A 25,144-nucleotide genomic window follows, 5' to 3' on the forward strand; every position below is an offset into this window, starting at 1 on the left:
AGGCACTTAGAATAGATCCCGGTTCACAAAATATATGAAACCATAAATAGCCCCAGCTATGACTGGCCCAGCTATCAATAACCCCGCAAAAATCATAGAAATTGATGTACTATAATACACAAAACCCCCATAAGGAATCAGAAATCCCAAAGCCGCAAGAATGATTTTAGTAGGAGTCCACTTAATATCCTTTTTCAGGGTAGTATTGAGCAATTTTTTGTCTTTAATGTATGTTCTTTTGCCCATGCTATTATTTCCTCCATTTTGACGATACTGAGATTAAGTCAATCTGAGTCTAACCATACCCCAATCCCTTAGAGACCATCAACTTCTGTTTTTTTGATCAAGGACCAATCATGTCAGCAACTACTCGCCAACCCAGAGTCAGTGTCATCATTCCCGCTTACAATGCCGATCGCTACATTGCCGAAGCCATCAACAGCATTTTCAGCCAGAGTTATCAGGACTATGAAATTATTGTAGTCGATGACGGCTCTACCGACAGCACCCCAGAAATTCTCCAATCCTACGGGTCACGTATCCACAGTATATCCCAAACTAATGGTGGCATAGCAGCAGCCAGAAATCTCGGTATAGCAGCCGCTAAGGGAGAATTAATCGCCCTATTAGACCATGATGATATTTTCCTCGCGGACAAATTGCCAGCCCAGGTCGCCTGCTTCGACTCTCACCCTGGGGTAGGACTGGTCAACAGTGGTTGGCAAATTATTAGTGCCGACGGTACACCCCAATCAAATATTGAACCCTGGCATAAAGTCCCAACTCTCACCCTAGAAACCTGGTTGACTGATACTCCCATTTTACCCAGTGCGATGATGTTCCGGCGAGAATGGTGGGAAAAGGCGGGAGGCTTTAACTCGCGGTTTGACGGTGCGGACGACGTAGACTTTGTGCTGCGACTAGCCAAAATGGGATGTGAGGCTACCTGGTTAAAACAGATGACCGTGGGTTATCGCCAACACGATCGCGCCATGTCTATTGCCGATCCTACCAAACAGTTAGAGGCTTTTAATGCCGTCCTAGAAAACTTTTTCCAACAACCAGACCTGGACGACTCTATCCGCCAACTAGAGAGGCAGACCCGTTATGAATCATTAACCTGGATGGCTTGGCGATTTTATTATACTGGTCATCCGACCAAAATGGCAGAATTTATCAGGCGATCGCTTTCCTATACCCCCTACACCCTTCCTATCACCGTTTCTGACTGGATACATCGCTTTATGGGTTATTGTACTGGCTACGGTGAATTAATGGATACCCACAGCTTTAGACAACAACCAGAATGGCAACAACTCCTCTTAGAAACCCTCCCCAAAACCACCCCTAAAGTTAGTGTAATTATTCCCGCTTATAATTGCGATCGCTATATTGAACTGTGTGTCCGAAGCGCCCTAGAACAAACCTATACAGACTATGAAATCATCGTAATTGATGACGGTTCCACCGACAACACCCGGCAGGTTCTCGAACCATATTTAGACGTAATTTCCTATCACTATCAACCCAACCAGGGGGCTGCCAAAGCCAGAAATTATGGTTGTAGTTTAGCGCGGGGAGAATTTCTCGCTTTTTTAGATGGCGATGACTTTTTTGTTCCCGAAAAACTCGCCGAACAAGTTGCCCATTTCCAGAAAAATCCCTCCATTGATTTAATCCAAAGTGGCTGGATGGTGGTTGACCAAAATTCGCAAATATTAGCCAAAGTTACACCCTGGGAAAATGCCCCAGTCTTGAACTTAGAAACCTGGGTTTTATATAAATGTGTCCGTCCTAGCGCCTTAATTATGCGGCGTGAATGGTGGGAAAAAGTGGGAGGATTTGATCATCGCCATCCCCCCACAGAAGACCTAGATTTTGTCCTGCGGTTATCTTTAATGGGGTGTCGCACCGTTTGGCTGAAAAAAATGCACGCCTGCTACCGCCAACATGATTCTAATTTGATGTCTGGAGGGGAAAAAGTAATCCGCAATACGGAAGCCTTAATGAATGAGTTTTTCCGCCGCCCGGAATTACCCATATCTATCCGGAAACTGGAAAGAAAAGAACGCTATGAGCGCTGGATATGGTTAGCATGGAGAATGTATCGAGATGGCTACCCTAAATTGATGGCAGAATGTTTACAAAATTCCTTAGAATATAGTGATGTTTCCCCGGTGGATACTTTACTACACTGGACAAATGCCTTTCAGAATATCTCACAAGAGTATGGAGAAAAGTTTTTAATTGAGCAACTGATTAAGATCCCAGAATGGCAAGAGATTTATACATTATTTATCGGCGGTTCAAGGTTCCGCAAAAAATCACAGTTAAATTTATCGAAATCGGCTTTAATGAATCAACACATTATTTTAATCAATACAGATGATCCGGGTATTGGCGGACTGGCACAATATGATCATCTAATTATGTGTGAATTGGCTAAAATTGGTTATCAAGTCACAGCAGTTAGACCAAAACATACTAGCCCTTTGGTGGAACAAGAGGGGAGTTTGGGAGTGCAACAGTTTTGGCTAGATTACAGTACGAGTTCAGATTTGGCTAGAGTGTTGAGAAATTGCCAAGATTACGAAAAATTGTATTCTCAACTGAAGCCGGATTTTATTATCTTTAGTGATGGCTGGCCCTATTCCCATTTTGCGGCTAAACAGGTGGCTATTGAACAAAAAATTCCCTATGCGATCGCCCTAGGTTTAGCCATGAGTGAACACGCCGATTTTTCCATGGGTGATGATATCCCATATCGAGAAGCTGTGCGCTATCAATATGGTTTGGCGCGGGTGGTAAATGTGGCGGCGCGGGAACATTTAAACATTCTCCATCAGGATTTTAAATTACCTGAAAATAAAGGCAATGTGGTTTATTATGGCCGATCGCCAAAATACTTTAACCCCCCCGACCCAGAAGCGCGAAAACGGTTGCGCCAGGAAATTAGCCTTCCCGAAGATGCAGTAATGTGCTTTACTTCAGCCCGACTCGCCCCAATTAAAGGTCACCGTCATCAACTAGAAGCGATCGCCCACTTGAAAAATTCCCCGATTTGGTCAAAACTATATCTGGTATGGGCGGGAACCGGAAAGGGTAGCGATCGTGATGTAGAACCCGAACTTAGGGAAATGGCACAACAGCTAGGGGTAGCCGAAAAGGTGATTTTCCTAGGTCAACGCTGGGATGTTCCCGACTGGCTAGATGCCTGTGACATCTTTGTGTTAACCTCCTATTCAGAAGCCGCCCCCTCCTTCGCCATTATGGAAGCTATGGCTAAGGGTTTACCTATTGTCGCTTCCGCCGCCGGTGGCATTCCTGAAGGTTTAGGCGGAACCGGGAAACTGTTACCTAACCCGAATGTTGACCCAGCAGCTACGGCGCGGGAACTCGCCCACACTCTCGAAGAATGGGCCGTTAATCCTCAACTCCGACAAGCTATGGGACAGGCGAGTAAACTGAGAGCCGAACAACTATTTCGGGAAGAACGGATGCTTAGGGAAACCATAAACATCCTTCATCCGGCTATATCAGCCCCCATAAGCGATGAATTTGCCCAGTGTGAGGAGGTGATAAAAGGGGTACAAAACCTCAGCCACAGGCTTCGCTATCGATCGCAAACGTGGCAAGCATGGCACGCCTACACCACCGGGGACACAGCCGCAGCGGTTGAACATCTCCAACGGTCTCTCAAATATTCTCCTTTCCAATTCACCACTCAAACTATCCTAGACTGGGTTAATGATTTCGTGCGCTTATACTCTCTAAAAGGCGATCGCTTAGATGCGCTTTCCTTTGCTAAATTGATAATGGATAATTATTAATTGTAGCGGCGGGTTTTGCCGTCAATTATCAATTCCCCACCCAGGTTTTGGTAAACCCGCCCCACCGTTTTCCCTGAGAAACCCGGTTTCTTGACTACGATATGGGTGGTGCGTCAGATGAACCAAATTGGCCGTTAACCCGATATGTTATCCCTCTGACGCACCCTACCAGGGTGATAATTATTAATTATTAATTATTAATTATTCATTGTAGGGGCGGGTTTTGCCGTCAATTATCAATTCCCCACCCAGGTTTTGATAAACCCGCCCCACCGTTTCCCCTGAGAAACCCGGTTTCTTGACTACGATATGGGTGGTGCGTCAGATGAACCAAATTGGCCGTTAACCCGATATGTTATCCCTCTGACGCACCCTACCAGGGTGATAATTATTAATTATTAATTATTAATTATTCATTGTAGGGGCGGGTTTTGCCGTCAATTATCAATTCCCCACCCAGGTTTTGATAAACCCGCCCCACCGTTTCCCCTGAGAAACCCGGTTTCTTGACTACGATATGGGTGGTGCGTCAGATGAACCAAATTGGCCGTTAACCCGATATGTTATCCCTCTGACGCACCCTACCAGGGTGATAATTATTAATTATTAATTATTAATTATTCATTGTAGGGGCGGGTTTTGCCGTCAATTATCAATTCCCCACCCAGGTTTTGGTAAACCCGCCCCACCGTTTTCCCTGAGAAACCCGGTTTCTTGACTACGATATGGGTGGTGCGTCAGATGAACCAAATTGGCCGTTAACCCGATATGTTATCCCTCTGACGCACCCTACCAGGGTGATATAGCACTAGTCAATACGGTTAGGACGCAGCCTTGAGAACAGAATCCATGGCATCATGGAGAGAATCAAACTGCTCAATACAATGGCGAATGCGGGCTTTCAACCACGACCAACATTTCTCTATCTTGTTGAGGTCTGGCGAATAAGGCGGAAGATAGAGTAAACGGCATTGAGCTGCCTCCACCAGTTCAGCAATCCGCCCCCCTTTATGAAACGTTGCATTGTCCAATACTAGAGTCTGACCTGGCTTCAATGTTGGAATTAAGATAAACTCCAACCACAACTCAAACACTGTCCGATTACAACAACCCTCAAAGGTAAAGAGAGCTAAGAGTTGTTGATGACACCATGCCGCCATATAGCTCACCCTGCCCTGCCTCTTCCCTGATTTGAGGGCATGGAAGCGTTGTCCTTCCTCGCAGTAACCATAAGGATAATCCGAGTCTTGACTATTCATGGCAGCTTCATCGAGGTAAACTAACCCTTCCGGCTCCATCTTTTCAATATGAGCAATAAACTCCTCTCGCTGTTGCTCATCACGTTCTTGGTAGCCGTAAGTTTTTTTTCTGGTGAAGCCAATTTTCTTCAAGGCTCTGGATATGGATGGTGCGAGGAGAGATGTCGTCATCCCAAAGTTGAGCCATCTGAGCGGAGGTTTGGTTTGATCGCCATGCTCTTGGGCAAAAGCCTTGAATTTGTGCCAGTCGGTAATTTGGTGGTTATGACCAGGTGGGCGATTAGGTTTAGGGAGGAAGTCTCCGGTGTGTTCTTTTCTTTGGAGCCAGAGATTGATAGTGTTCCGGCTGAGATGGAAAAATTGACTGGCTTTGGTTTTGGACATACCGTATAGTTCAATTGCATTGATAACTTTTTGTCTAAGGTCGTAACTGTAGGGGGCTGGCCTTTTGGGTCTTCTGTAGATATCCTTGCTATTATACGTCCTAACTACTCTGTCTTTTGCTATAAGTCCAATACTCGCCAACATTGCACTGTTGGGAATGGTTAGGTTAATTGAAACAATGTATCCCAAGAAAGCTAATGCTAATAGAGTGCAAGCCTCGTTAGTAAGATACGCCGATGATTTCGTAGTAATATCACCTTCACTCGATATCATTGAACCGTGTAAAAATGCTATTTTTGAATGGTTAAAACCTGTAGGATTGGAAATTAAACCTGAAAAGACTAGAGTGTGTCATACACTTAACCCCATACAATACGAGGGCAGAACAGAAGAAGCAGGTTTTGATTTATTAGGATTTAATATCAGGCAATACCCTGTAGGAAAATATAAATCGGGAAAAACAGGTGGGACAGCGAGCCGATTAATCGGTCACAAAACCCACATAAAACCCAGTAAGAAAGCAGTTCAAGCCCATACAGAAGTGATTAAGGGTGTGATAAAACAGCATAAGACCGCACCCCAGTCTGCCCTGATTAGCAGGCTAAACCCGATTATTCGGGGGTGGGAAAATTACTACTCAGGAGTAGTTTCATCCGAGACATTCAGCAAGCTAGATGACATAATTTGGCAAATGTTAAGGGCATGGAAAGTATCAAGATGCGGAAAGGCAAACATCGAAAAACTGAGGAATTATTTGAGACCGGGAACGGTCATACTCAGTAATGGGAAAGAAAGACATGAAACCTGGTTATTTAGAACTAAAGATGGACTTCAGTTATGGAAACATAACTGGACTCCAATTGTCAGACACACCCTGATCAAACCTGAAGCAACACCATACGACGGAAATTGGACTTACTGGTCAAACAGAAAAGGACAAGCAATCGGAACGCCAAATAGGGTAGCAAAACTACTCAAAAAGCAAAAAGGCAAGTGTACCTGGTGCGGGCAATATTTGACCCCATATGACTTAGTTGAAGTAGACCACATTGTACCTCGAAACCTCGGTGGAAAGGATGAATACAACAACCTTCAGCTATTACACCGCCACTGTCATGATGATAAAACGGCGTTAGATAACGTCAATGCTGTATCTTTAACAATGGAGGTGCGAAACGTTCAGGCACGCGCATAGGGTGGCAATACCCGAAATAACTGCCCGGTGGGACTTCCACCCCTTGGTGGAATATAGGGAGTCGCTTCCCTGACCATCCCATAACTGTTTATATGTCCCGACGCTTGGAGAAATCTAAGCAAGGCAGGGAACTCTGGGTCAAGACAGAACGTTAGAACGGAGGAAGTTGTGAGCCTCCTATTATAGCGCGAAGTTGAGAGTAACGGCGGTAGCCACCCCCAGTTTTAGGAATCATAACCCGTCAGATTGAAGCGGGGAATGGAAGGCGTGAAGTAGAACCTACTACCAGATGCGACCACTGCCAACCATCCATGACTAAGGAAATCTGAATGTTCCGACTTGAACCACCGTCATAAAGAGGTAGCGAAACAGGTTGACACGCTGCGCTCAAAAGAGCAAGGGGAAAAGTAGGGGTTTCTCTTTACTACCTACACAGACCTTTGAAATTACCCCGGTGGACAGGACAAGTCTAAAGATGGAATGCCCGTATAAACGGAACGTTTAAACCCCTTTTAGGCTCTCGGCAGGATGTACCTGTGGAGTAGTGAAAAGTGTAAGCGTATACCTTTAAGGGGAAAGGATGTGGCTGAAAGCTAATGCCTAACTGTAATGGTTAGGATATGCCCACTAGCCACGGTGTGGATATAGAGACCGCGACAATTAAGAGTTTGATGACGAGTGCGAGTTTAAAGACTACGAGGTTGTATATAGCTCCTAAAGTTGAGGTTACAAAGCGGGGGGTCGTAGCCCTGTTCCTACTGAAAAATAGGGTATCTACATCAGGAGCCGTGTGCTGGGAAACTCGCAAGCACGATTTGGAATTGGAGTTGGGGAAGGTGACTTCTCTTTCGACCATAACCAGTCTGCGCGTGCGTCACATCAGGAAGTTTTTCGTGTCTATGCCAATTATCTGGATGTGGAAGCACCACTAGAGCCGTATGAGGTGAGGTGAAAGTCTCAAGTACGGTTTTGAATGGGAGGGGGAGATGGTGACATCTCTCTCGACCCCTAATTACTACCATAACTGGAAGAATATTTCCGGAAATCTCCTGAAATTACTTGTTAATCCCCCTCTAATCAGAAACACTCATTCCCGAAACCACTGACAATAGAGTTTTCCTTGGTCATCAGTGCGCCAATGGCCAACGAGTTTGCCTTTTTCGGTGAGAGCTTTAGTGTGACTGCGTTCTGGTCTAATCTCGTTGAAAGTCCGGGACTGTTGAGGGATTTTAACTGGGGTTTTATGAAGAGTTTGTAACATGGTCTTTACCTCTGTTGATTATAGATTTTATTTACCTCTACTACCATTACATTATAACCGATGAAATTTAAACGACAAGTCTACGGCTGCACACCTTGGCAGGAAGGGACAGCAGATAATTTTCACAAGTAAAAATTCATAATTTTCTACCCGACCAACTACCATTGATAAAGCCAGCGTTACCCCAGGGTTAATCGGAGAAGTTTGGTTTCTTGATGGGACTGTGTTGAATAAAAAATCAAGCGTATAGCCATGGTGAATAAAATATATCATGATAGGCGATCGCCAGAAATTTGTCAAGGGGGTTGGGGCAAAAAGGCGGCGACGCGGCGTTGAATAAAAAATCAAGCGTATAGCCATGGTGAGTAAACAAGACAGTGATAGGCGATCGCCAGAAATTTGTCAAGGGGTTAGGGCAAAAAGGCGGCGACGCGGCGTTGAATAAAAAATCAATAATTGATGGTATAGGAGAAATTGGCAATTGTAAAGTTTTGTTAAGCTAGTGTAGGGTTTCACCCATCAGGGGTTATACTACATACCATAGTAGATGCACCCTGATTCAAGCGCCCATCACACTTTATGAGTGTGGGCGTTTTTTTTTGGGAGTGGGAGTGGTGAAGGAATTAAAATATGGGGTTAAGGTTTCACCTTTGCGATCGCAATATTTTATGAACAACACAGTCGCCTCATTTACCGATATCAGCCAACACTGTGCTTATCCGTTTATCCAAGGTCTGCAACGCCAAGGGGTTGTGAGTGGGTTTAAAGATAGAACCTTCCGCCCCGACCAAACGATGACCAGGGCTGAGTTTGCCTCCATTGTCCAAGCGGCCTTTTCCCTAGTACCCCAACGGGAGTATGTACCGTTTACAGATGTTCCCGCCGATTTTTGGGCGGCTGAAGCGATCCGCAATACGTTTAGATCCAGATTTATCAGTGGTTTTCCTGATGGTCGGTTTCTTGCTGGGGAGAACATTTCCCGGTTGCACGTTTTACTGGCTTTAGTGTCGGGCTTACAGATGCAGGCGGGAGCATCTGTGTCTTTAACTGCTATATATAAGGATGGGGGAAATATTCCCAACTACGCCCAACAGGCGATCGCCACAGCGACGCAAAACGGCTTAGTAGTAAACGCGCCTACCATTGATATTTTGAACCCTAACCGTCCCGCCACGAGGGGAGAGGTGGCGGCTTGCATTTACCAGGCGCGAGTATTTCTGAACCAAAGCCCTATAGTAGCTTCCCCGTATATTGTGGAACTTGCTAACCCCGGAGTAATTCGGCGGGGGACTCACCTATCAGTAAATGGTCGGACTTGGCGCGCGGCTTGGGGTCAGTGGAGTTCGGGAATTTGCACTTATACGGGAGTTAGCGACAAAGGGGCGATATTGGTTTTAGGTATGGAGTTACTGAATACTGATGATGTTAACGTTCAGCCTGTTAAGTGGTTTTCAACTATTGGCAAATCTTACCGCATGAAAACTCAACTAGACCGGGAATATCGCTATCTGAATTTGGACGATATCGCCCCGGTAGGGAATTGGGAAATGGTGATTGATAACCAAACTTTACGCATATTCTCTGTACCTACTAAAGTTGAGGATATTACCGTTAATGAAAACGATGATATTTGCCGGATTGAAATACAACTAAGTCAAGCTACCCCTTGGGAACTTTACGAACAAAGTCGAGAATGGGAAGTGGTGTTAGATGCGATCGCTGCTGCATCTCTAGCCAATCGGTTTCCGGAAACGGCAACCACACCCCCTAAATCTGGTAATCAAGAACAACAAAATGAGGGGGAAACTAGCGGCAGTTCTGAGAAACCATCACCCATTGTCGTTCGCATTTCAGCCACTCAAACCGTGATTAAGGGAACTTTACCTGATGGGTATAGAGTCCGCACCCAAACCCTTCATAATCGCGATAGATTGGTAATTGAACTGCGGCGAGATGCTTTAGTGGAACAGAGTATTTTGGTTTATCCAGGACTGCGATCGCGACAGCAATATTTAACTTTAGAAGGGGATAAATTTCCGGCAGTCTGGTTAACGATAACTCCTCGGTCGGGGTTGTCAATCGCCCCGATATGGACCGAAACCAATCAGATGCGGGGGACTAACTCTTTCTTAGCTATTACCAAAACTTGGTCAAGTTTGGGGGGGATTAATGGCGGATATTTTAACCGTAATAACTTATTACCTTTGGGGGTTATTCGTAAGGATAATAAGTGGTTTTCTGGGCCAATACTTAATCGGGGTGCTATGGCTTGGGATAATAATGGAAGAGTGAGAATGGGGCGATTAAAGTTAGTAGAAACTCTGGTGAGTTCTACGGGACAACGCTTTGAGGTAGACCTGCTAAATACTGGATATGTGAAGGCGGGAATTGCTCGTTATACTTCCGAATGGGGAGCAAATTATTTACCTCTAACTCTTAATGAAATTGTGGTGGTAGTTTCGGGAGACCAAGTAACTCGACAAATTGAACTACCTGATGATCAAACTCCCACAGCTATCCCCACTAATGGTTATCTGCTGGTTTTCCGTTCTTTTCGGAGTGCTGTTAGTGCTTTTGGGGTCGGTTCTCGGTTAACAATTACGGCGACAACTACTCCCTCTGAGTTTATAGATTTTCCTCATATTATGGGTGGCGGACCTCTGTTGGTGCAAAATCGCAATATTGTGGTTAATGCAGAGGCGGAAGGGTTTAATTATTGGTTTGGTCAACAGTTGGCTATCCGCAGCGCTGTGGGTGTGACAGCGACGGGAGAAGTGCTTATGATGACTGTTCATAACCGGGTGAATGGGGCGGGACCTAGTTTAACAGAAATGGCAAAATTGATGCAGCAATTAGGGGCGATCGATGCTATAAATTTGGATGGTGGCAGTTCTACCAGTTTGGTGCTGGGTGGGCATTTACTTAATCGCACCCCTGATACAGCCGCCAGGGTTCACAATGGTTTGGGAATATTTATTTAGATTCATCAGGTCAGTCGGGACGGGTTGATTAATGGGGCTGTGGGGATAATTAATTCACAGGATAACCCGCCCCTAAATCAGCTTTGATGATTAATCATTTAATTAATCAGTTAGCCCTAAAACCTGCCTTTGTAATTGACAGAGTTCTGTAATGCCTTTTTCGGCATAGTCTAAGATTTGGTTTAACTGATTTCGGTTCAAACTTTCTGCTTCTGCAGTTCCCTGAAGTTCAATAATTCCCAGGTCATCGCGCATGACCACATTAAAGTCGATATCGGCTGCTACGTCTTCCTGGTAATTGAGATCAAGTAAGGGTTCCCCGTGCATCATTCCCACAGAAATGGCGGCGATCTGATGAATAATAGGCGATCGCTTTAACTGTCCCTGTTTTACCATTTTATTAAAAGCATGAGCCAGGGCGACAAACCCCCCAGTAATCGAGGTGGTGCGGGTTCCTGCGTCCGCCTGTAACACATCAGCATCTACCGTAACAGTTATTTCCCCCATAGCCTGTAAATCTACCGCCGCGCGTAAGCTACGACCAATCAGGCGTTGAATTTCCTGGGTTCTACCTGAGAGTTTCATCAATTCCCGGGGTTGACGTTGGGGAGTCGCCCCCGGAAGCATCCGATATTCTGCGGTTAACCAACCTTTTCCGGTATCCTGCAAAAATCGGGGTACTCCCGGTTGAATTGTTACCGTACAAAGCACTTGGGTATTGCCGGATTTTGCTAGGACTGAGGCAGCCGCAAATTGAGTATAATCTAGCTCAAACTGTACAGGGCGCAGTTGGTGGGGCTGTCTACCGTCGGGACGTTGCCAAGACATCATTTATTTGATCAGTTTAATGTGGTTAACTGAGGTTATTTAAGGATATTTTCCGAAATTTGTCCGGGTGGTTGATCTCCGTTTATATCCGATAAACAACCCCTAGGCTGACAGTATTTTAATATGGGAGTGCCACATTAATACAAGATCTCATCAGCCTGAGTATAATTTCGGGTGTATCATCAATGAGCGATCGCCCAACGACTCGACTAAGCAGTAGTATCGCCCATCCCAGAGTATCACCTATATCTAACACTAGAATCCAATCCCTAGACTCTTTTCCGACCATCCCAATATTGATGTTACGTTTTTTACTGATAATTGACTACCCCGGTCATCCAGTTTGGGAAGATTGATTAATATCTCGAAAAATGCTACAATCTTAGGAAGTCGCGAATATATGGGAATAATCGATTATGGTACAACAAGTTATACCCGAAACCCAACCGACAGTTATTTATCCTGAAAGTGACGGTCAACCCATGTCTGATAACACGCAACAATTTCGCTGGATTGTGATTATCAAAGAAAACCTGGAAATATTGTTTTCCGGGGATGAAAATATCTTTGTGGCGGGTGATTTACTGTGGTATCCAGTGGAAGGAAATAATAAAATCCGTACTGCGCCAGATGTCATGGTAGCTTGTGGTCGTCCCAAGGGGGATAGAGGCTCATATCGACAATGGGAAGAGGATAATATCGCGCCGCAGGTAGTATTTGAAATTCTTTCGCCGGGAAATACATCGAAAAAAATGGCGGAAAAACTACTATTTTATCAACGCTATGGCGTAGACGAATATTATCTATATGACCCGCAGTCACAAGAGATAACTGGTTTTTTGCGGTCAGAAAATTGGCTAGAATCGATTGAAAACATGAAAGGTTGGGTTAGTCCTCGGTTACAAATTAGGTTTGAGTTAACAGAAACTGGGCTAGAAATTTATCGACCAGATGGGGAGAAATTTTTAACACCAGTGGAATTAGATAAGTTACGACAGCAGGAACGTGAAAGGGCTGAACAGGCTGAACTTGAGTTACAACAGGAACGTCAACGCTATGAACAGGAACGCATGAAAGCGCAACAGACGGAAATTGAGTTACAGGAGGAACGTCAACGCTATGAACGATTGATAGAGTTATTGAAGCAGCAGGGAATTGATCCACCACAGATGTTGTAAATTGGGATACTCTAAAGGGGAGGCTGATTGAGGATAGGCTGATGTCATCTACCGATCGCAGTAAGGAAGAACTAAACCCCGACTTAAATTCCCTAGAGTTGGGGTTAGCAGCGATTAAACAGAAACAATACCAACAGGCGATCGCACTTTTAGAACCCATCGCCGACTCTCAACCCCATACGAAAGTCGGATTCAAAGCCCAAATTGGCTTGGTGAAAGCATACGATCGCAGCGGACAAAGCGATCGCGCCATTTCTCTATGTCAAACACTCACACTAGAGACCCCAGAAAAAATCAGAACTTGGGCTAGTAATCAACTCCAGCAACTCCAAAGTCGCCAGCCTAACCCCTCAGTCCCCCCTACCGTAGCGACAGGATTTGTTCCCTTCGACCCCAACTTACAACCGCCCAAAGTTCAATCAACCACCCCTAAAGCCAAACCAAAACCAAAACCCATCCCCCCATTAAACAAACCGCCAATTGAGATCAAATCAGACCAACCGCAGAAACAACAGCCCCAAGTAATCAGCAATTCTCTCCCAGAGAGTCCCCCAGAGGAAGCGCAAACCTGGACCACCCCGACGGAAACTGAGACAGTTTCACATTCCCATCAATGGAAAGAAGCGGAAAGGGCGACCAAGTGGCGAAAAATAGGGAAACTGAAAGTCACCCGATTAAGGATCGAACAATTCCTAACCGTATTTATCCTGCTGTGGATAAGTCCTCGCATTGTGGAATTTCTGTTCAGAAACGCCAATAATATCCTGATATCCCTACCCGTGGTGCGACCCATTCAATGGCTATACCGCAATCCTAACCAATGGCTGTACTGGGTTTTAGGGTTATTATTTATAGTCTCCCCCTGGCTATGGGATGGATTGCTGAAATTATGTTACGGTCAAGAAACCCTCCCCCGGACGAAATTATTAGCATTATCTCCAGAAGCCAATCGCATCCTACAAAACTACTGTAAAGCGCGAAATTGGAAATTTCCGGCGCTGCGAGTGTTACCAACCGCTACCCCGATCGCCATGACATTAGGATGCTGGCCAAGATTTGTGCGAATTGTGGTTAGCCAGGGTTTACTCGATACCCTAACCCCTGACGAAATAGCTACCATTTACGCGCGAGAAATCGCGAGTGTGGGAAATTGGGATTTTCTGGTGATGTCGTTTATTACCCTATTAGTGCAAATTCCCTACTTGATTTATCAATACTCAGCTATCGGCGCGCAATGGTGTTTTGAGCGAGTTAGGTCTGAACCCCCATTAATTCCTGATGTAGCCCTATCTATATTAAAACCAGCGACCTACATTCTGCGGGTGATAGCTTTCCCGGTTTCGGTATTGGCTTATGGAGTTTATCAGATTCTCCGGTTTCCGGCTTTGTGGATTTCGAGGCGGCGGGTTTATTATAGCGATCGCATCTGTTGTAATTTAACCGGAAATCCCAATGGTTTGACCAGGGCGCTGCTAAAAATGGCTATTGGTATCTCACAGACCACACCCCAGTTAGACAATACTACCTTTTTATTAGAAGGGTTGGACTTATTAACCCCGATCGCTCCTACCCAGGGGATGACTCTGGGTAGTGTATTGGTTAGTTCCCCGCCAAGTCCACTGATCGGGTTGAACCAAGGCTGGGACATTGAATCCCTATTAACGTGGGATCTGAGAAATCCCCATCGCTACTGGTTACAGATTAGCAATTCTCATCCCCTATTAGGCGATCGCCTACTGATTCTCAACAGTTATGGCAAATTTTGGCAAATAGAAACTCAGTTAAACCTTGAAGTTAAGTCCCTGTCTGATTCGCGAGGCGATCGCGCTAAACTTTTAATGCAAGCCGCCCCTTATTTAGGATTACCCACGGGATTAGCGATCGGGTTGCTAATCTGGCTATTAGGGGCAATTTTCGGCAAGCTAGGGATTTGGCAACTAGAATGGTTATATGGGGATCGGGCGATTCTGTGGGGTTGTGTTCCCATTGGTGTCAGTTTAGGTATATTTTGGAGAAATAATCAATTTTTCCCCGACATCAAACCCGCGGCCATCATTCACAATCCTAATCTCCGCGATCTATATTGTAATCCCGACAGTATCCCCATTGACAGTAAACCCATTTGCATAGAAGGTCAGCTAATCGGACGGTCGGGAATTAGTAATATCATGGGTCAAGAACTGATCTTAAAAACCGCCAGCGGTATAGTTCCCCTCCACTATATCCCCCAGTGGACACCCCTGGCCAACTTCTGGCAAAAATCCATCCATCCCTCTGATTTGATTGGTAATTCGGTTAAAATAACTGGATGGTGGCGACGGGGGGCTACTCCCTGGATTGATATAGAAAAACTGGAAAATGTGGCAGATCGTAGCCGTATCTATGGCGGACATCCCTTGTGGTCAGTCATTCTAGCCGGATCACTGGCTTTTGGGGGAGCGAGTATCATTTCTAGCGGTAGACTTTAAATACACCTACCATTAGAATTTCTAATGTATCAAGTTTGCATTTTGTCCCAAACAATGTTACATTTGTTAACATCGTGAATATAGGCGATATCTGTGATATCTTGAAAGATGGTCTGTTGCTGCTGTGGTCTTAGCAATGGCAAAAGTCTATGTAGATCATCAGTGGTGGCAGTGATCTGACTGCAAAGATTGCCAAACAAGTTAGTCGTTCCATAAAATTTGTGATTTTGTTTCGCCAAAACATACTAAACTTAAAGAAGCATTTAACAGGTTTGAAGTTGAATTACTTTGACATTAGTTACTGCGATCGCAGCTATAGAAACCTTAAACTTAAAACATATTGACAAAAGTGATAGGAACAGCTATAGCAGATATTTTTGAAGCATGACTCAAATTTCACTCGACCGTTCAAATCAATCTCAATCTTTTGGATATTTGAGGCTGCTCATCTCAGCCAGCCAGGAAACTCATTTATATATTGAAGCCAATGATCATACTCAGTGAGTTCAGGCTGGAAGTAACACCAAGTGGTCTTTTTTGTCAAGTCAAGGCTGAGTTTAATTATGATTTATTAACGTGATCTGAACTCAACAAGATTTTTCAACTCAAATATCAAATTTTTCCTACTGGAGGTATCACTAATGTCCGTTAGATTGTATGTTGGAAACTTACCCAAAGAACTCGATCGCAAAGAATTGCAAGCTGTATTTGCAGAGGAAGGCGATACGATTTCAGCGAAAGTGATAACCGACCGCAAGACTGGAAAATGTCGCGGTTTCGGGTTTGTCACCGTCCAAAGCGATGATTTAGCCGATCAAATCGTTGAGAAGTACAACGGCTTTATGTTCGGGGAAAATGCGCTAAAAATTGAAAGGGCGCAACCTCGTAAGAAAAACAAGCCAGAGTCTGAAGAGGGTCGTAGTTCTGATGGTGGAGAGGCTACAGCTACGGCTACGCCTGGTGTTGTTGCTGCTAACCAGTCTCCCACTTCTAGCCCAAGTTCTGCACCTACAAAAAGTGGTGGTGGTAAGAAGAAAAAATCTAATCGGAATCAACAAGGTTCTGCTAACGCCAACTCTAGCAGCACTCCCGATTCCATTCAGCCAGATCCCCGCTGGGCGAATGAATTAGAAAAGCTAAAACAGATGCTATCTGCTCAAGCCTAAGTCTCCGGTTGAGGCTTCGGTTTTTGCATATTTGGTCAACCATCCCAGACTGTAAATTTCTCAATTATGATCAGTTCTGGGATGTTGGTTGGTGTGGCTGATCTGGTTGGTATCTTGATCGCCTATTGGGTAACAAATCAATTAGGATTGCTATATTCAGCAATTTTGATAGGATGATCATGATGTACGAGCCGCCATATTTTCTGTTAGCTGCTGGCTTATGGGTTGGTATTATCTGCTGTGTTCCCTTTGTGGCGACCCTCAAGCAACTGGTCAACGACTGGAAAATTAATAAATCTAGTCGTGCGATCGCCCAATTACGGGGATTTAGGATGCTCGCTCCCTATTTAGCTTGCGCGGTAGGGATCTGTGTTTTCCTCGCTTCCTGTTTGCAGATATTTGCCATTTCTAGCCGTGTAGCTTACGCCTTATCCGTTCCCGTCACCGTAATGATGGCGGGTTCGGTATGGTTTCAGTTCACCCGTGTATTAGATCAATTAGAGCAACGAGGATCTCAGGGAATTGATTTAGATGATCTGAGTTTAGGGAAAATCATTCCTCAGTCTAATCCTGGTAGGGAATAGTTACCCTAAATCGGAAGTCGGTTAATATCCTGGTTTGACCCCAAAACCACCATAATAGTCCCCTTCTTTAAACGTTTGTTAGGTAGGGGATTGATTTCTAGTGTTTGATTTTCCGTGCGTATAGCCAATAGGTTCAAACCGTATTTGCTACGGAGTTCTAATTGAGCGATAGTTTTAGTATCAAAATCATCAGGAACCACCATTTCGACGATACTATGATCAGGGTCTAGTTCAAACTGATCCACGAGTCTAGGCTTCGTGAGTAGTCGCGCCAACTCCTGTCCCATTTGTCTTTCGGGGAACACAACTAGATCCGCCCCCACTTTTTTTAACAATTTGACATGGGTTTCCGAGGAAGCCTTAGCCACGACATTCGCTACCCCGGCTTCTTTGAGGTTAAGGGTGGTGGTAATACTTTCGGCGAGGAAACTCCCCACGGCGACAATTACGGTGTCTAGTTCAAATATTCCCGCCTCTCGTAAAGCTGACATTTCGGTTGAGTCTAATTGTAAAGCATGGGTAGCAATGCGATCGGTTAAAGCCGCATTGACCCTTTTTTCGTCATTATCAACGGCGAGAACTTCATAGCCTGAAGCATTGAGAGTCGAACAAACAGCCTGTCCAAAGCGACCCAAGCCAATGACTGCAAATTGTTGTTTTTCGGCGCGTAAATTCCGAAAAAAGTTAAGAGATGAAAGATTCATGATGTCCTAACAATCCTATGAAATAGATAATAATCTGTTGATTTTACCATTGCTAGAGTTTACCTGGTAGATAATCAATAGTTAACCCACCAATAGGTTTTCTTCTGGATAATCAATTGATGAAGGTTGAGGATCACCCAAAACCGCAGACATTAGCAATAATACTCCCACCCGACCAATATACATGGTGGCAATAATAATTAATCTACTGAGCATCGAAAAATCTCCAGTGATGCCAGTAGACAGACCTACGGTTCCAAAGGCTGAGACAATTTCAAAAAAGATGCTACCAAATCCTAATTCTGGTTGCATAATCACAATTAATAATGTGGCTACACAAACCACAGTAATGGAACCGACCAAAACTCCGACGGCTTTTAAAATCAAAGGGGAGGGAATTTTGCGCTGATAACATAAGACTTCATCTCGACCTTGTAGGGCTGCCTTGGTGCAGTTTACCAATATTCTTGATGTAGTGGTTTTTAAGCCGCCTCCTGTACTTCCTGGACTAGCACCAATAAACATTAGGATCATAGTAATCAAAATTCCTGAATATGTCATATCTCCTATAGATATGGTGTTAAATCCAGCGGTTCTGCTGGTGACAGATTGAAACCAGGCGGCTTGCATTTTGCCGAATATGGTTAAACTCTGCAAGGTTTGAGGATTATTAAATTCGGTGATAAAAAAGAGGAAAAACCCGGAAAATAGCAGAATTATAGTGGTACTGGTGACAACTTTAAAGTGTAGAGAAAAATCCCGACGCATTGGTTCTTTATTTAATGTAGTTTTAATCCACAAAAAAAGTTCCATGATTACTTGATATCCTAAACCACCAAAAATAATTAAAATACTCATTGTTATATTGACGATGGGAGAGGATACATAATCAACTAAGCTCTCTTCCAATAAGCTAAATCCGGCATTATTAAAGCCATTTACACTATGAAATATAGCCAGCCACAGACTATTTTTTAAGCCATAATCCGGAAGAAAAACAATCATTAATAAGATAACTCCGGCAATTTGAAATAAGGCCATAGTCGCTATAATAGATCTGAGCAGTGGCATGACTCCAGCGATTCCGGCGGTATCCAAAGATTTTTGGAGTGCTAATTTATCTCGGAGCCCAAATTTTCTGCCAATTAATAGCAGAAGTATGGTGTTGGCGGTCATGTACCCCAAGGCTCCAATTTCCACTAAGCTAACTAAACAAAAATGCCCCCAAAATGAATAAAATTCGCTAACATCAACAACTGATAAACCCGTGACACAGACGGCAGAAGTGGCGAGAAATAGTGCGGTAATAGGATTGCCAAAACTACTGTGATAAATGGTATCATCCATCCATAAGAAGAATGTGCCGATCGCAATTACTGCTAAGAAGCCGAGACAAATAGTTCTTGGTACAGTCATAAGAGGTGTCAAACTTTATATAGAAAACTTTATCCTAGATCATAAAATTTAACACTTGTGTATATAATCAAGACTGTTAACTGGGCAATTTATAAATTTTTGTTGCAAATATTGGCCAAAATTTTGTCGAATTGTGTCAAAAAGTGGCTTCCACTAACCACTTTGGCTCATTTTATGGTAATAATACTCAATGGTGAAGTCATCAGGGTTGTCTCCTAGCGGGACGGCATCCCATGTAGGACGTTGCCAAATGTTGACCGGATCGATCGCTGATCCACAATAGTCTACCTATCCAGACAGCTTTAGAGCAGAACACCGAGGAACGAACACTAAATATGTTTACCTACGTCAAGCCTACCGTTAGACACATTAAACCGGATTCCCTCAACGGACGATCGCTTCTAAAAGTCGTCTATATTGTGCTAGAGGCCCAGTACCAGAGCGCTTTGTCAGCAGCAGTGCGGGCCATAAATGAAAAAAATCCGAACTTGGCGATCGAGATCAGTGGTTATCTGATCGAGGAACTGCGAGACCCGGAAAACTACGAAAACCTTAAAAAAGACCTAGCCGAGGCTAATGTTTTCATCGCCTCATTAATCTTTATCGAAGATTTGGCTGATAAAGTGGTGGAAGCCGTAGCCCCATACCGCGATCGCTTAGATGTGGCGGTGGTGTTTCCTTCCATGCCACAGGTAATGCGCCTTAATAAAATGGGCAGCTTCTCTATGGCACAACTGGGACAAAGCAAAAGCGCGATCGCCCAGTTCATGAAAAAACGGAAGGAAAAATCTGGCTCCTCCTTCCAGGACGGAATGCTGAAACTTCTGCAAACCCTCCCCAAAGTCCTGAAATATATGCCTATTGATAAGGCTCAGGACGCGCGGAACTTTATGCTGAGTTTCCAATATTGGCTGGGTGGTTCTCCAGAAAACCTGGAAAACTTCCTGCTTATGTTGGCAGAGAAATATGTTTTTAAGGGCCAAGAAAAACTGCACTTTGCGGAACCCGTGACGTATCCCGATATGGGAATTTGGCATCCCCTGGCCCCTAAAATGTTCGAGGATGTCAATGATTATCTGAGTTGGTATAACGGGCGCGAAGATATCCCAGAGGACACCAAGGACCCCCTAGCGCCCTGTGTGGGCTTGGTGCTGCAACGCACCCACCTAGTCACGGGAGACGATGCCCATTATGTGGCTATGGTGCAGGAACTGGAAGCTATGGGGGCGCGAGTGGTGGCAGTATTTGCGGGAGGTCTGGATTTTTCCAAACCTGTAGATACCTACTTCTGGGATACGCCACCGAAAGGCATTCCGGCTCAACCTCTGGTTGATATCGTGGTTTCCCTGACGGGGTTCGCATTGGTGGGAGGTCCGGCTCGCCAAGACCACCCGAAAGCGATCGACTCCCTAAAACGGCTCAACCGTCCCTATATGGTAGCCTTGCCCCTGGTATTCCAAACTACGGAAGAATGGGAAGAAAGTGAATTGGGATTGCATCCTATTCAAGTGGCGCTACAAATTGCTATCCCGGAATTGGATGGGGCTATTGAGCCGATTATTGTGTCAGGACGCGACGGAGCGACGGGAAAGGCGATCGCCCTCCAAGACCGCATCGAAGCTATCTGTCAGCGGGCGCTCAAATGGGCTAACCTGCGGAAAAAACCAAAACTTGATAAAAAAGTCGCGATTACTATTTTCAGTTTCCCGCCGGATAAAGGGAATGTCGGAACCGCCGCCTATTTGGACGTATTCGGTTCCATCTATGAGGTGATGAAAGCGTTAAAAAATAACGGTTATGATATCCCGGAAATCCCAGAGTCTCCGGGCGCTTTAATGCAGCAGGTTATCCATGATGCTACTGCTCAATATCAAAGCCCAGAACTGAATATCGCCTATAAAATGTCGGTAGAACAGTATGAACGACTCACCCCCTACTCGGAACGTCTCCACGAAAACTGGGGACCACCTCCGGGACACCTGAACACGGATGGGGAAAATCTGTTAGTTTACGGAAAATCCTTCGGAAATCTGTTTATCGGGGTACAACCGACCTTCGGCTATGAAGGCGACCCCATGCGTTTGCTGTTCTCCCGGTCGGCGAGTCCTCACCACGGCTTCGCGGCTTACTATACCTACCTAGAACAGGTTTGGGGCGCAGATGCTGTGCTGCACTTTGGGACCCATGGTTCCCTAGAATTTATGCCGGGAAAACAGATGGGAATGTCTGGGGAATGCTACCCGGATAACCTGATTGGGACTATTCCTAATCTGTACTATTACGCGGCTAATAACCCCAGTGAGGCGACTATTGCTAAACGCCGTAGCTATGCGGAAACTATCTCTTATCTGACTCCGGCGGCGGAAAATGCGGGACTCTATAAGGGTCTCCAAGAACTTAACGAATTGATTGGGTCTTACCAAACTCTGAAAGATAGTGGTCGCGGGGTGCAAATTGTTAGCACCATTATCGAAAAATCCCGTATGGTGAACTTGGATCAGGATATCGCCCTGCCGGAACAAGACCCAGCAGAACTTACCCAGGAAGAACGCGATCATGTGGTGGGACGGGTTTATCAGAAACTCATGGAAATTGAGTCTCGCCTGCTTCCCTGTGGGTTGCACGTTATTGGTAAGCCTCCGAGTGCGGAAGAGGCGATCGCTACTTTGGTTAATATTGCCAGCTTAGACCGGGAAGAAGAAGGGATACTCAGTCTGCCTCGGATTATCGCTAATAGCATTAATCGGGATATTGAGGAACTCTACCGCAACAGTAACCAAGGCATTCTCGCGGACGTTGACCAATTGCAGCACATCACAAATGCTACCCGTGCGGCGATCGCTGCTTTAGTTCAAGAACAAACCGACGCAGAAGGCCGTGTCTCCAAAATCTCGCAACTCAACTTCTTTAACATGGGGAAAAAAGAACCCTGGTTGCAAGCCTTACACGACTTGGGCTATACCCAGATTGACCCGGAACCCATGAAACCCCTGTTTGAGTATCTGGAATTTTGCTTGAAACAGGTTTGCGCCGATAACGAATTGGGAGCCTTGCTCCGTGCTTTGGAAGGAGAATATATCCTTCCCGGACCTGGCGGCGACCCCATTCGCAACCCCGACGTTCTCCCCACTGGGAAGAATATGCACGCCCTGGACCCTCAGTCTATCCCGACTGTCGCGGCAGTTAAATCGGCTCAAATCGTGGTAGACCGACTCCTAGAACGGCAAAAAATGGAAAATGGGGGTCAATACCCAGAAACTATCGCGGTTGTCCTGTGGGGAACTGATAATATCAAAACCTACGGGGAATCCTTGGCCCAGGTTATGTGGATGGTTGGAGCCAAACCCGTTCCTGATGCTTTGGGTCGGGTCAACAAGTTGGAGTTAATCCCCCTGGAAGAATTGGGCCGCCCTCGCATTGATGTGGTGATTAACTGTTCGGGAGTGTTCCGCGACCTGTTCATCAACCAAATGAATCTGCTCGACAAAGCGGTTAAAATGGCAGCGGAAGCGGATGAACCCCTGGAAATGAACTTTGTTCGCAAACACGCCCTACAACAAGCCGCAGAGCTAGGTATCAACATCCGACAGGCTGCTACCCGTGTTTTCTCCAATGCTTCTGGTTCTTATGCAGCTAACGTTAACTTAGCTGTGGAAAATAGCACCTGGGAAAGTGAGGCAGAATTGCAGGAAATGTATCTAAACCGCAAGTCTTTTGCCTTCAATTCGGATAATCCGGGGATGATGGATGATAACCGTCAGATTTTTGAGGCTTCCCTGAAAACTGCTGATGCTACATTCCAAAACTTGGATTCTTCGGAAATTAGCTTAACTGACGTTTCCCACTATTTCGACTCTGACCCGACCAAAACTATCGCCAGCTTGCGGAAAGACGGGAAAAAACCGGCTTCCTATATCGCGGATACCACGACGGCTAACGCTCAAGTTCGGACTCTCTCGGAAACTGTGCGCCTAGACGCACGGACGAAGATGCTCAACCCTAAATGGTACGAGGGGATGCTTTCTCATGGTTATGAGGGGGTGCGAGAGTTGTCTAAGCGTCTGGTTAATACCATGGGATGGAGTGCTACTGCTGGGGCTGTGGATAATTGGGTTTATGAGGAAACTAACGAAACCTTTATCAAGGACGAGGCTATGCAGCAACGTCTGATGAATCTTAACCCCCATTCTTTCCGTAAAATGGTCACAACTCTGCTGGAGGTGAATGGTCGCGGGTATTGGGAAACTAGCGAAGAAAATCTCGATCGCCTGCGGGAGTTATACCAGGAGGTTGAAGACCGCATTGAGGGGATTGAGTAATCTCGCCTTGGGTGATTGTCAAATTGCCCTGACTGCTGTTGTATGCTGTATCCTGAGCCTGTAAATCCTATTCTGTAGTATTTTCGGGCTCAGGCCCCCCTCAAAAAGGATTCCCAGGGTGCCGAAGGCGTGAAACTTAGCGCGAATTTTAAGGTTTATACTTGTCAATTTCTGATAAGTCTGAACTGCAAAGCGCGATCATCAGGGCAAAATCACCCACTGAAAATGATTCTGGAGGTATTTCGATGAATAAAGAGCAGTTGGTTCAGGAAACATCTATCAAGGCTGGCGTTACCAAAAAACAAGCGGATGCCATTATTTCGGCTATCTGTGAGTGCATTATGGATGCTGTGGCTGAGGGGGAAAAAGTCACTCTAGTGGGCTTTGGTTCTTTTGAGGCTCGCCACCGCAAGGCTCGTGAGGGTCGTAACCCTAGCACGGGACAACCCATGACCATTCCTGCTACTACTGTTCCAGCTTTCTCGGCTGGGAAAGCCTTTAAGGAACGGGTGGCTAACGAAAGTAACGAAAACGTGGCATAGACTTGCTGACAGGGGCGATCGGCAATTTTCAGCCTCACCCCTGTTTTTTTGTGGCATTTTCTCAACCGCGACGGCTACCCCCTATCAGTACAACACCATCACCTAACCGGGAGAGGCGATCGCATTTTTTACCACTAGCATATATGGCGATTCTCTATGGGTTGCCATGATTTAGGAGTTTTGGGAACTGGGCAAAATTATGGGATTTACCGTTAATCAAGTGATTCCTTGGGGACGCAGTTTTGATGAGTATTTGCAAATGTTTGCTCTGAGTGAGGATGATTTGCACTGCTCTTATTTGGACTGTGCTGGGGGTCCGGCGAGTTTTAATGCAGTGATGACCCGCCGAGGTTATTCTGTGGTTTCCTGTGACCCTCTTTATCGGTTTTCCACTGCCCAAATTAGCGATCGTATTCAATTCGTTTTGCCTATAGTAATCCAACAGGTAGAAGCTAACCGGGAAGACTACATCTGGCATCAAATAAAATCCCCAGAACACCTCGCACAGGTCCGTAAAGAGGCGATGAATGAGTTTTTGGCTGATTTTGACCAAGGACGACAAACCGGGCGTTATATCGACGCAGAACTGCCGCATTTGCCTTTTGCTGACCGTCAGTTTGACCGAGCTTTATCGGCTCATTTTCTATTTTCCTATAGCGATCGTCTTTCCGAAAAGTTCCACCGAGATGCTATCCTGGAATTATGCCGGGTAGCCAGTATTGTTCTTCTATTTCCCCTAGTTAGTATTGGGGGAGAGACTCCCGAATTTTTCCCAAGATTAATTGAGCAATTAACAGCTTTAAAATATTCCGTAGAAATTCAATCAGTCCCCTACCATTTCCAAAAAGGGGGTAATCTGATGATGAAAATAATTTCCCGTTGACATGATTCTATAGCAGCAATTCTGATGGTGTGTAGCCTCCATAATTATTGGGTGATTATCGAAATTTTCCCGTCCTACTCCCCTAGGAAAATAGTCAAAAAACCCGGTTTTTTAGCCTAATCAAAGCTCAATAAAAACCGGGTTCC

The 25,144-nt window shown here is 45.2% G+C and carries 16 protein-coding genes and 1 pseudogene; 10 read left to right on the forward strand and 7 right to left on the reverse strand.

Translation table 11 applies throughout. The features are described 5' to 3' along the window. Window positions 1-6: 6 nt before the first annotated feature. Window positions 7-246 carry a hypothetical protein gene (locus XZ46_RS06445; RefSeq protein WP_008049197.1) on the reverse strand — a complete coding sequence of 80 codons (240 nt, stop codon included), beginning with the start codon at window positions 244-246 and terminating at the stop codon, window positions 7-9. A gap of 110 nt (window positions 247-356) precedes the next feature. Here XZ46_RS06445 and XZ46_RS06450 point away from each other — a divergent pair, with 110 nt between their 5' ends. Further along, the gene (locus XZ46_RS06450; RefSeq protein WP_008049198.1) at window positions 357-3,830 is read left to right on the forward strand and encodes a glycosyltransferase; all 3,474 of its coding nucleotides are present in this window, start codon (window positions 357-359) and stop codon (window positions 3,828-3,830) included. Between the two features lie 821 nt (window positions 3,831-4,651). Here the strand turns inward: XZ46_RS06450 and XZ46_RS06455 are convergent. Next, on the reverse strand, window positions 4,652-5,554 hold the full coding sequence (locus tag XZ46_RS06455) for an IS630 family transposase (RefSeq protein WP_228116564.1): 903 nt from the start codon (window positions 5,552-5,554) through the stop codon (window positions 4,652-4,654). Between the two features lie 40 nt (window positions 5,555-5,594). On the opposite strand from XZ46_RS06455, the pseudogene XZ46_RS06460 reads away from it, so the two are divergent. Beyond that, window positions 5,595-6,668, forward strand: a pseudogene (locus XZ46_RS06460) (group II intron reverse transcriptase); the annotation flags it as partial. A 1,087-nt stretch (window positions 6,669-7,755) separates the two neighbouring features. On the opposite strand, the gene XZ46_RS35265 reads toward XZ46_RS06460, so the two are convergent. Continuing rightward, complete coding sequence (locus tag XZ46_RS35265) at window positions 7,756-7,929, reverse strand: hypothetical protein (protein WP_006620936.1); 174 nt, start codon at window positions 7,927-7,929, stop codon at window positions 7,756-7,758. Between the two features lie 238 nt (window positions 7,930-8,167). Continuing rightward, the gene (locus XZ46_RS33950) at window positions 8,168-8,410 is read right to left on the reverse strand and encodes a hypothetical protein (protein ID WP_157234526.1); all 243 of its coding nucleotides are present in this window, start codon (window positions 8,408-8,410) and stop codon (window positions 8,168-8,170) included. 133 nt (window positions 8,411-8,543) lie between these two features. Here XZ46_RS33950 and XZ46_RS06470 point away from each other — a divergent pair, with 133 nt between their 5' ends. Continuing rightward, entirely contained in the window at window positions 8,544-10,910 is a 2,367-nt protein-coding gene (locus XZ46_RS06470) for a phosphodiester glycosidase family protein (protein ID WP_228116498.1), read from the forward strand. Between the two features lie 102 nt (window positions 10,911-11,012). On the opposite strand, the gene rph is transcribed toward XZ46_RS06470, so the two are convergent. Next, window positions 11,013-11,738: a ribonuclease PH gene (gene rph, locus XZ46_RS06475; RefSeq protein WP_008054590.1), complete on the reverse strand. Its 726-nt coding sequence runs from the start codon at window positions 11,736-11,738 to the stop codon at window positions 11,013-11,015. Between the two features lie 416 nt (window positions 11,739-12,154). Here rph and XZ46_RS06480 point away from each other — a divergent pair, with 416 nt between their 5' ends. The 4 genes from XZ46_RS06480 (at window position 12,155) to XZ46_RS06495 (ending at window position 17,134) form a co-directional block, all read left to right on the forward strand. Further along, the gene (locus tag XZ46_RS06480; protein WP_006620931.1) at window positions 12,155-12,916 is read left to right on the forward strand and encodes a Uma2 family endonuclease; all 762 of its coding nucleotides are present in this window, start codon (window positions 12,155-12,157) and stop codon (window positions 12,914-12,916) included. Window positions 12,917-12,957: 41 nt separating this feature from the next. Beyond that, the gene (locus XZ46_RS06485; RefSeq protein ID WP_048894964.1) at window positions 12,958-15,384 is read left to right on the forward strand and encodes a zinc metalloprotease HtpX; all 2,427 of its coding nucleotides are present in this window, start codon (window positions 12,958-12,960) and stop codon (window positions 15,382-15,384) included. A gap of 641 nt (window positions 15,385-16,025) precedes the next feature. Beyond that, window positions 16,026-16,550, forward strand: coding sequence for an RNA recognition motif domain-containing protein (locus XZ46_RS06490; protein WP_006620927.1), 525 nt, complete (start codon window positions 16,026-16,028; stop codon window positions 16,548-16,550). A gap of 182 nt (window positions 16,551-16,732) precedes the next feature. Further along, a complete protein-coding gene (locus XZ46_RS06495) occupies window positions 16,733-17,134 on the forward strand; it encodes a hypothetical protein (protein ID WP_008049203.1) in 402 nt (133 codons plus the stop codon). A 5-nt stretch (window positions 17,135-17,139) separates the two neighbouring features. Here the strand turns inward: XZ46_RS06495 and XZ46_RS06500 are convergent, their stop codons facing one another. Both XZ46_RS06500 and XZ46_RS06505 read right to left on the reverse strand, forming a co-directional pair. Further along, complete coding sequence (locus XZ46_RS06500; protein ID WP_006668113.1) at window positions 17,140-17,838, reverse strand: potassium channel family protein; 699 nt, start codon at window positions 17,836-17,838, stop codon at window positions 17,140-17,142. Between the two features lie 81 nt (window positions 17,839-17,919). After that, window positions 17,920-19,254: a TrkH family potassium uptake protein gene (locus XZ46_RS06505; protein ID WP_006668112.1), complete on the reverse strand. Its 1,335-nt coding sequence runs from the start codon at window positions 19,252-19,254 to the stop codon at window positions 17,920-17,922. 335 nt (window positions 19,255-19,589) lie between these two features. Between XZ46_RS06505 and XZ46_RS06510 the strand changes: the two genes are divergently transcribed. The 3 genes from XZ46_RS06510 to XZ46_RS06520 all read left to right on the forward strand — a co-directional run bounded on the left by XZ46_RS06510 (window position 19,590) and on the right by XZ46_RS06520 (window position 24,998). Next, complete coding sequence (locus tag XZ46_RS06510; RefSeq protein ID WP_008049206.1) at window positions 19,590-23,573, forward strand: magnesium chelatase subunit H; 3,984 nt, start codon at window positions 19,590-19,592, stop codon at window positions 23,571-23,573. 245 nt (window positions 23,574-23,818) lie between these two features. Beyond that, entirely contained in the window at window positions 23,819-24,115 is a 297-nt protein-coding gene (locus XZ46_RS06515; RefSeq protein ID WP_006620921.1) for an HU family DNA-binding protein, read from the forward strand. 199 nt (window positions 24,116-24,314) lie between these two features. After that, window positions 24,315-24,998 (forward strand): class I SAM-dependent methyltransferase, encoded by a 684-nt coding sequence (locus XZ46_RS06520; protein WP_006620919.1) that lies wholly within the window; start codon window positions 24,315-24,317, stop codon window positions 24,996-24,998. The last annotated feature ends 146 nt before the right edge of the window (window positions 24,999-25,144 follow it).

This window comes from Limnospira indica PCC 8005 (genome assembly GCF_000973065.1).
In the GTDB taxonomy this organism is placed as follows: domain Bacteria; phylum Cyanobacteriota; class Cyanobacteriia; order Cyanobacteriales; family Microcoleaceae; genus Limnospira; species Limnospira fusiformis.

Excerpts from the sequence above, each read along its gene's own strand:
- XZ46_RS35265 (WP_006620936.1), bottom strand. The coding sequence starts at position 7,929 with ATGTTACAAACTCTTCATAAAACCCCAGTTAAAATCCCTCAACAGTCC.
- XZ46_RS06485 (WP_048894964.1), top strand. The coding sequence starts at position 12,958 with ATGTCATCTACCGATCGCAGTAAGGAAGAACTAAACCCCGACTTAAAT.
- XZ46_RS06480 (WP_006620931.1), top strand. The coding sequence starts at position 12,155 with ATGGTACAACAAGTTATACCCGAAACCCAACCGACAGTTATTTATCCT.
- XZ46_RS06495 (WP_008049203.1), top strand. The coding sequence starts at position 16,733 with ATGTACGAGCCGCCATATTTTCTGTTAGCTGCTGGCTTATGGGTTGGT.
- XZ46_RS06490 (WP_006620927.1), top strand. The coding sequence starts at position 16,026 with ATGTCCGTTAGATTGTATGTTGGAAACTTACCCAAAGAACTCGATCGC.
- XZ46_RS06515 (WP_006620921.1), top strand. The coding sequence starts at position 23,819 with ATGAATAAAGAGCAGTTGGTTCAGGAAACATCTATCAAGGCTGGCGTT.
- XZ46_RS06445 (WP_008049197.1), bottom strand. The coding sequence starts at position 246 with ATGGGCAAAAGAACATACATTAAAGACAAAAAATTGCTCAATACTACC.
- rph (WP_008054590.1), bottom strand. The coding sequence starts at position 11,738 with ATGTCTTGGCAACGTCCCGACGGTAGACAGCCCCACCAACTGCGCCCT.
- XZ46_RS06510 (WP_008049206.1), top strand. The coding sequence starts at position 19,590 with ATGTTTACCTACGTCAAGCCTACCGTTAGACACATTAAACCGGATTCC.
- XZ46_RS06500 (WP_006668113.1), bottom strand. The coding sequence starts at position 17,838 with ATGAATCTTTCATCTCTTAACTTTTTTCGGAATTTACGCGCCGAAAAA.
- XZ46_RS06505 (WP_006668112.1), bottom strand. The coding sequence starts at position 19,254 with ATGACTGTACCAAGAACTATTTGTCTCGGCTTCTTAGCAGTAATTGCG.
- XZ46_RS06450 (WP_008049198.1), top strand. The coding sequence starts at position 357 with ATGTCAGCAACTACTCGCCAACCCAGAGTCAGTGTCATCATTCCCGCT.
- XZ46_RS06520 (WP_006620919.1), top strand. The coding sequence starts at position 24,315 with ATGGGATTTACCGTTAATCAAGTGATTCCTTGGGGACGCAGTTTTGAT.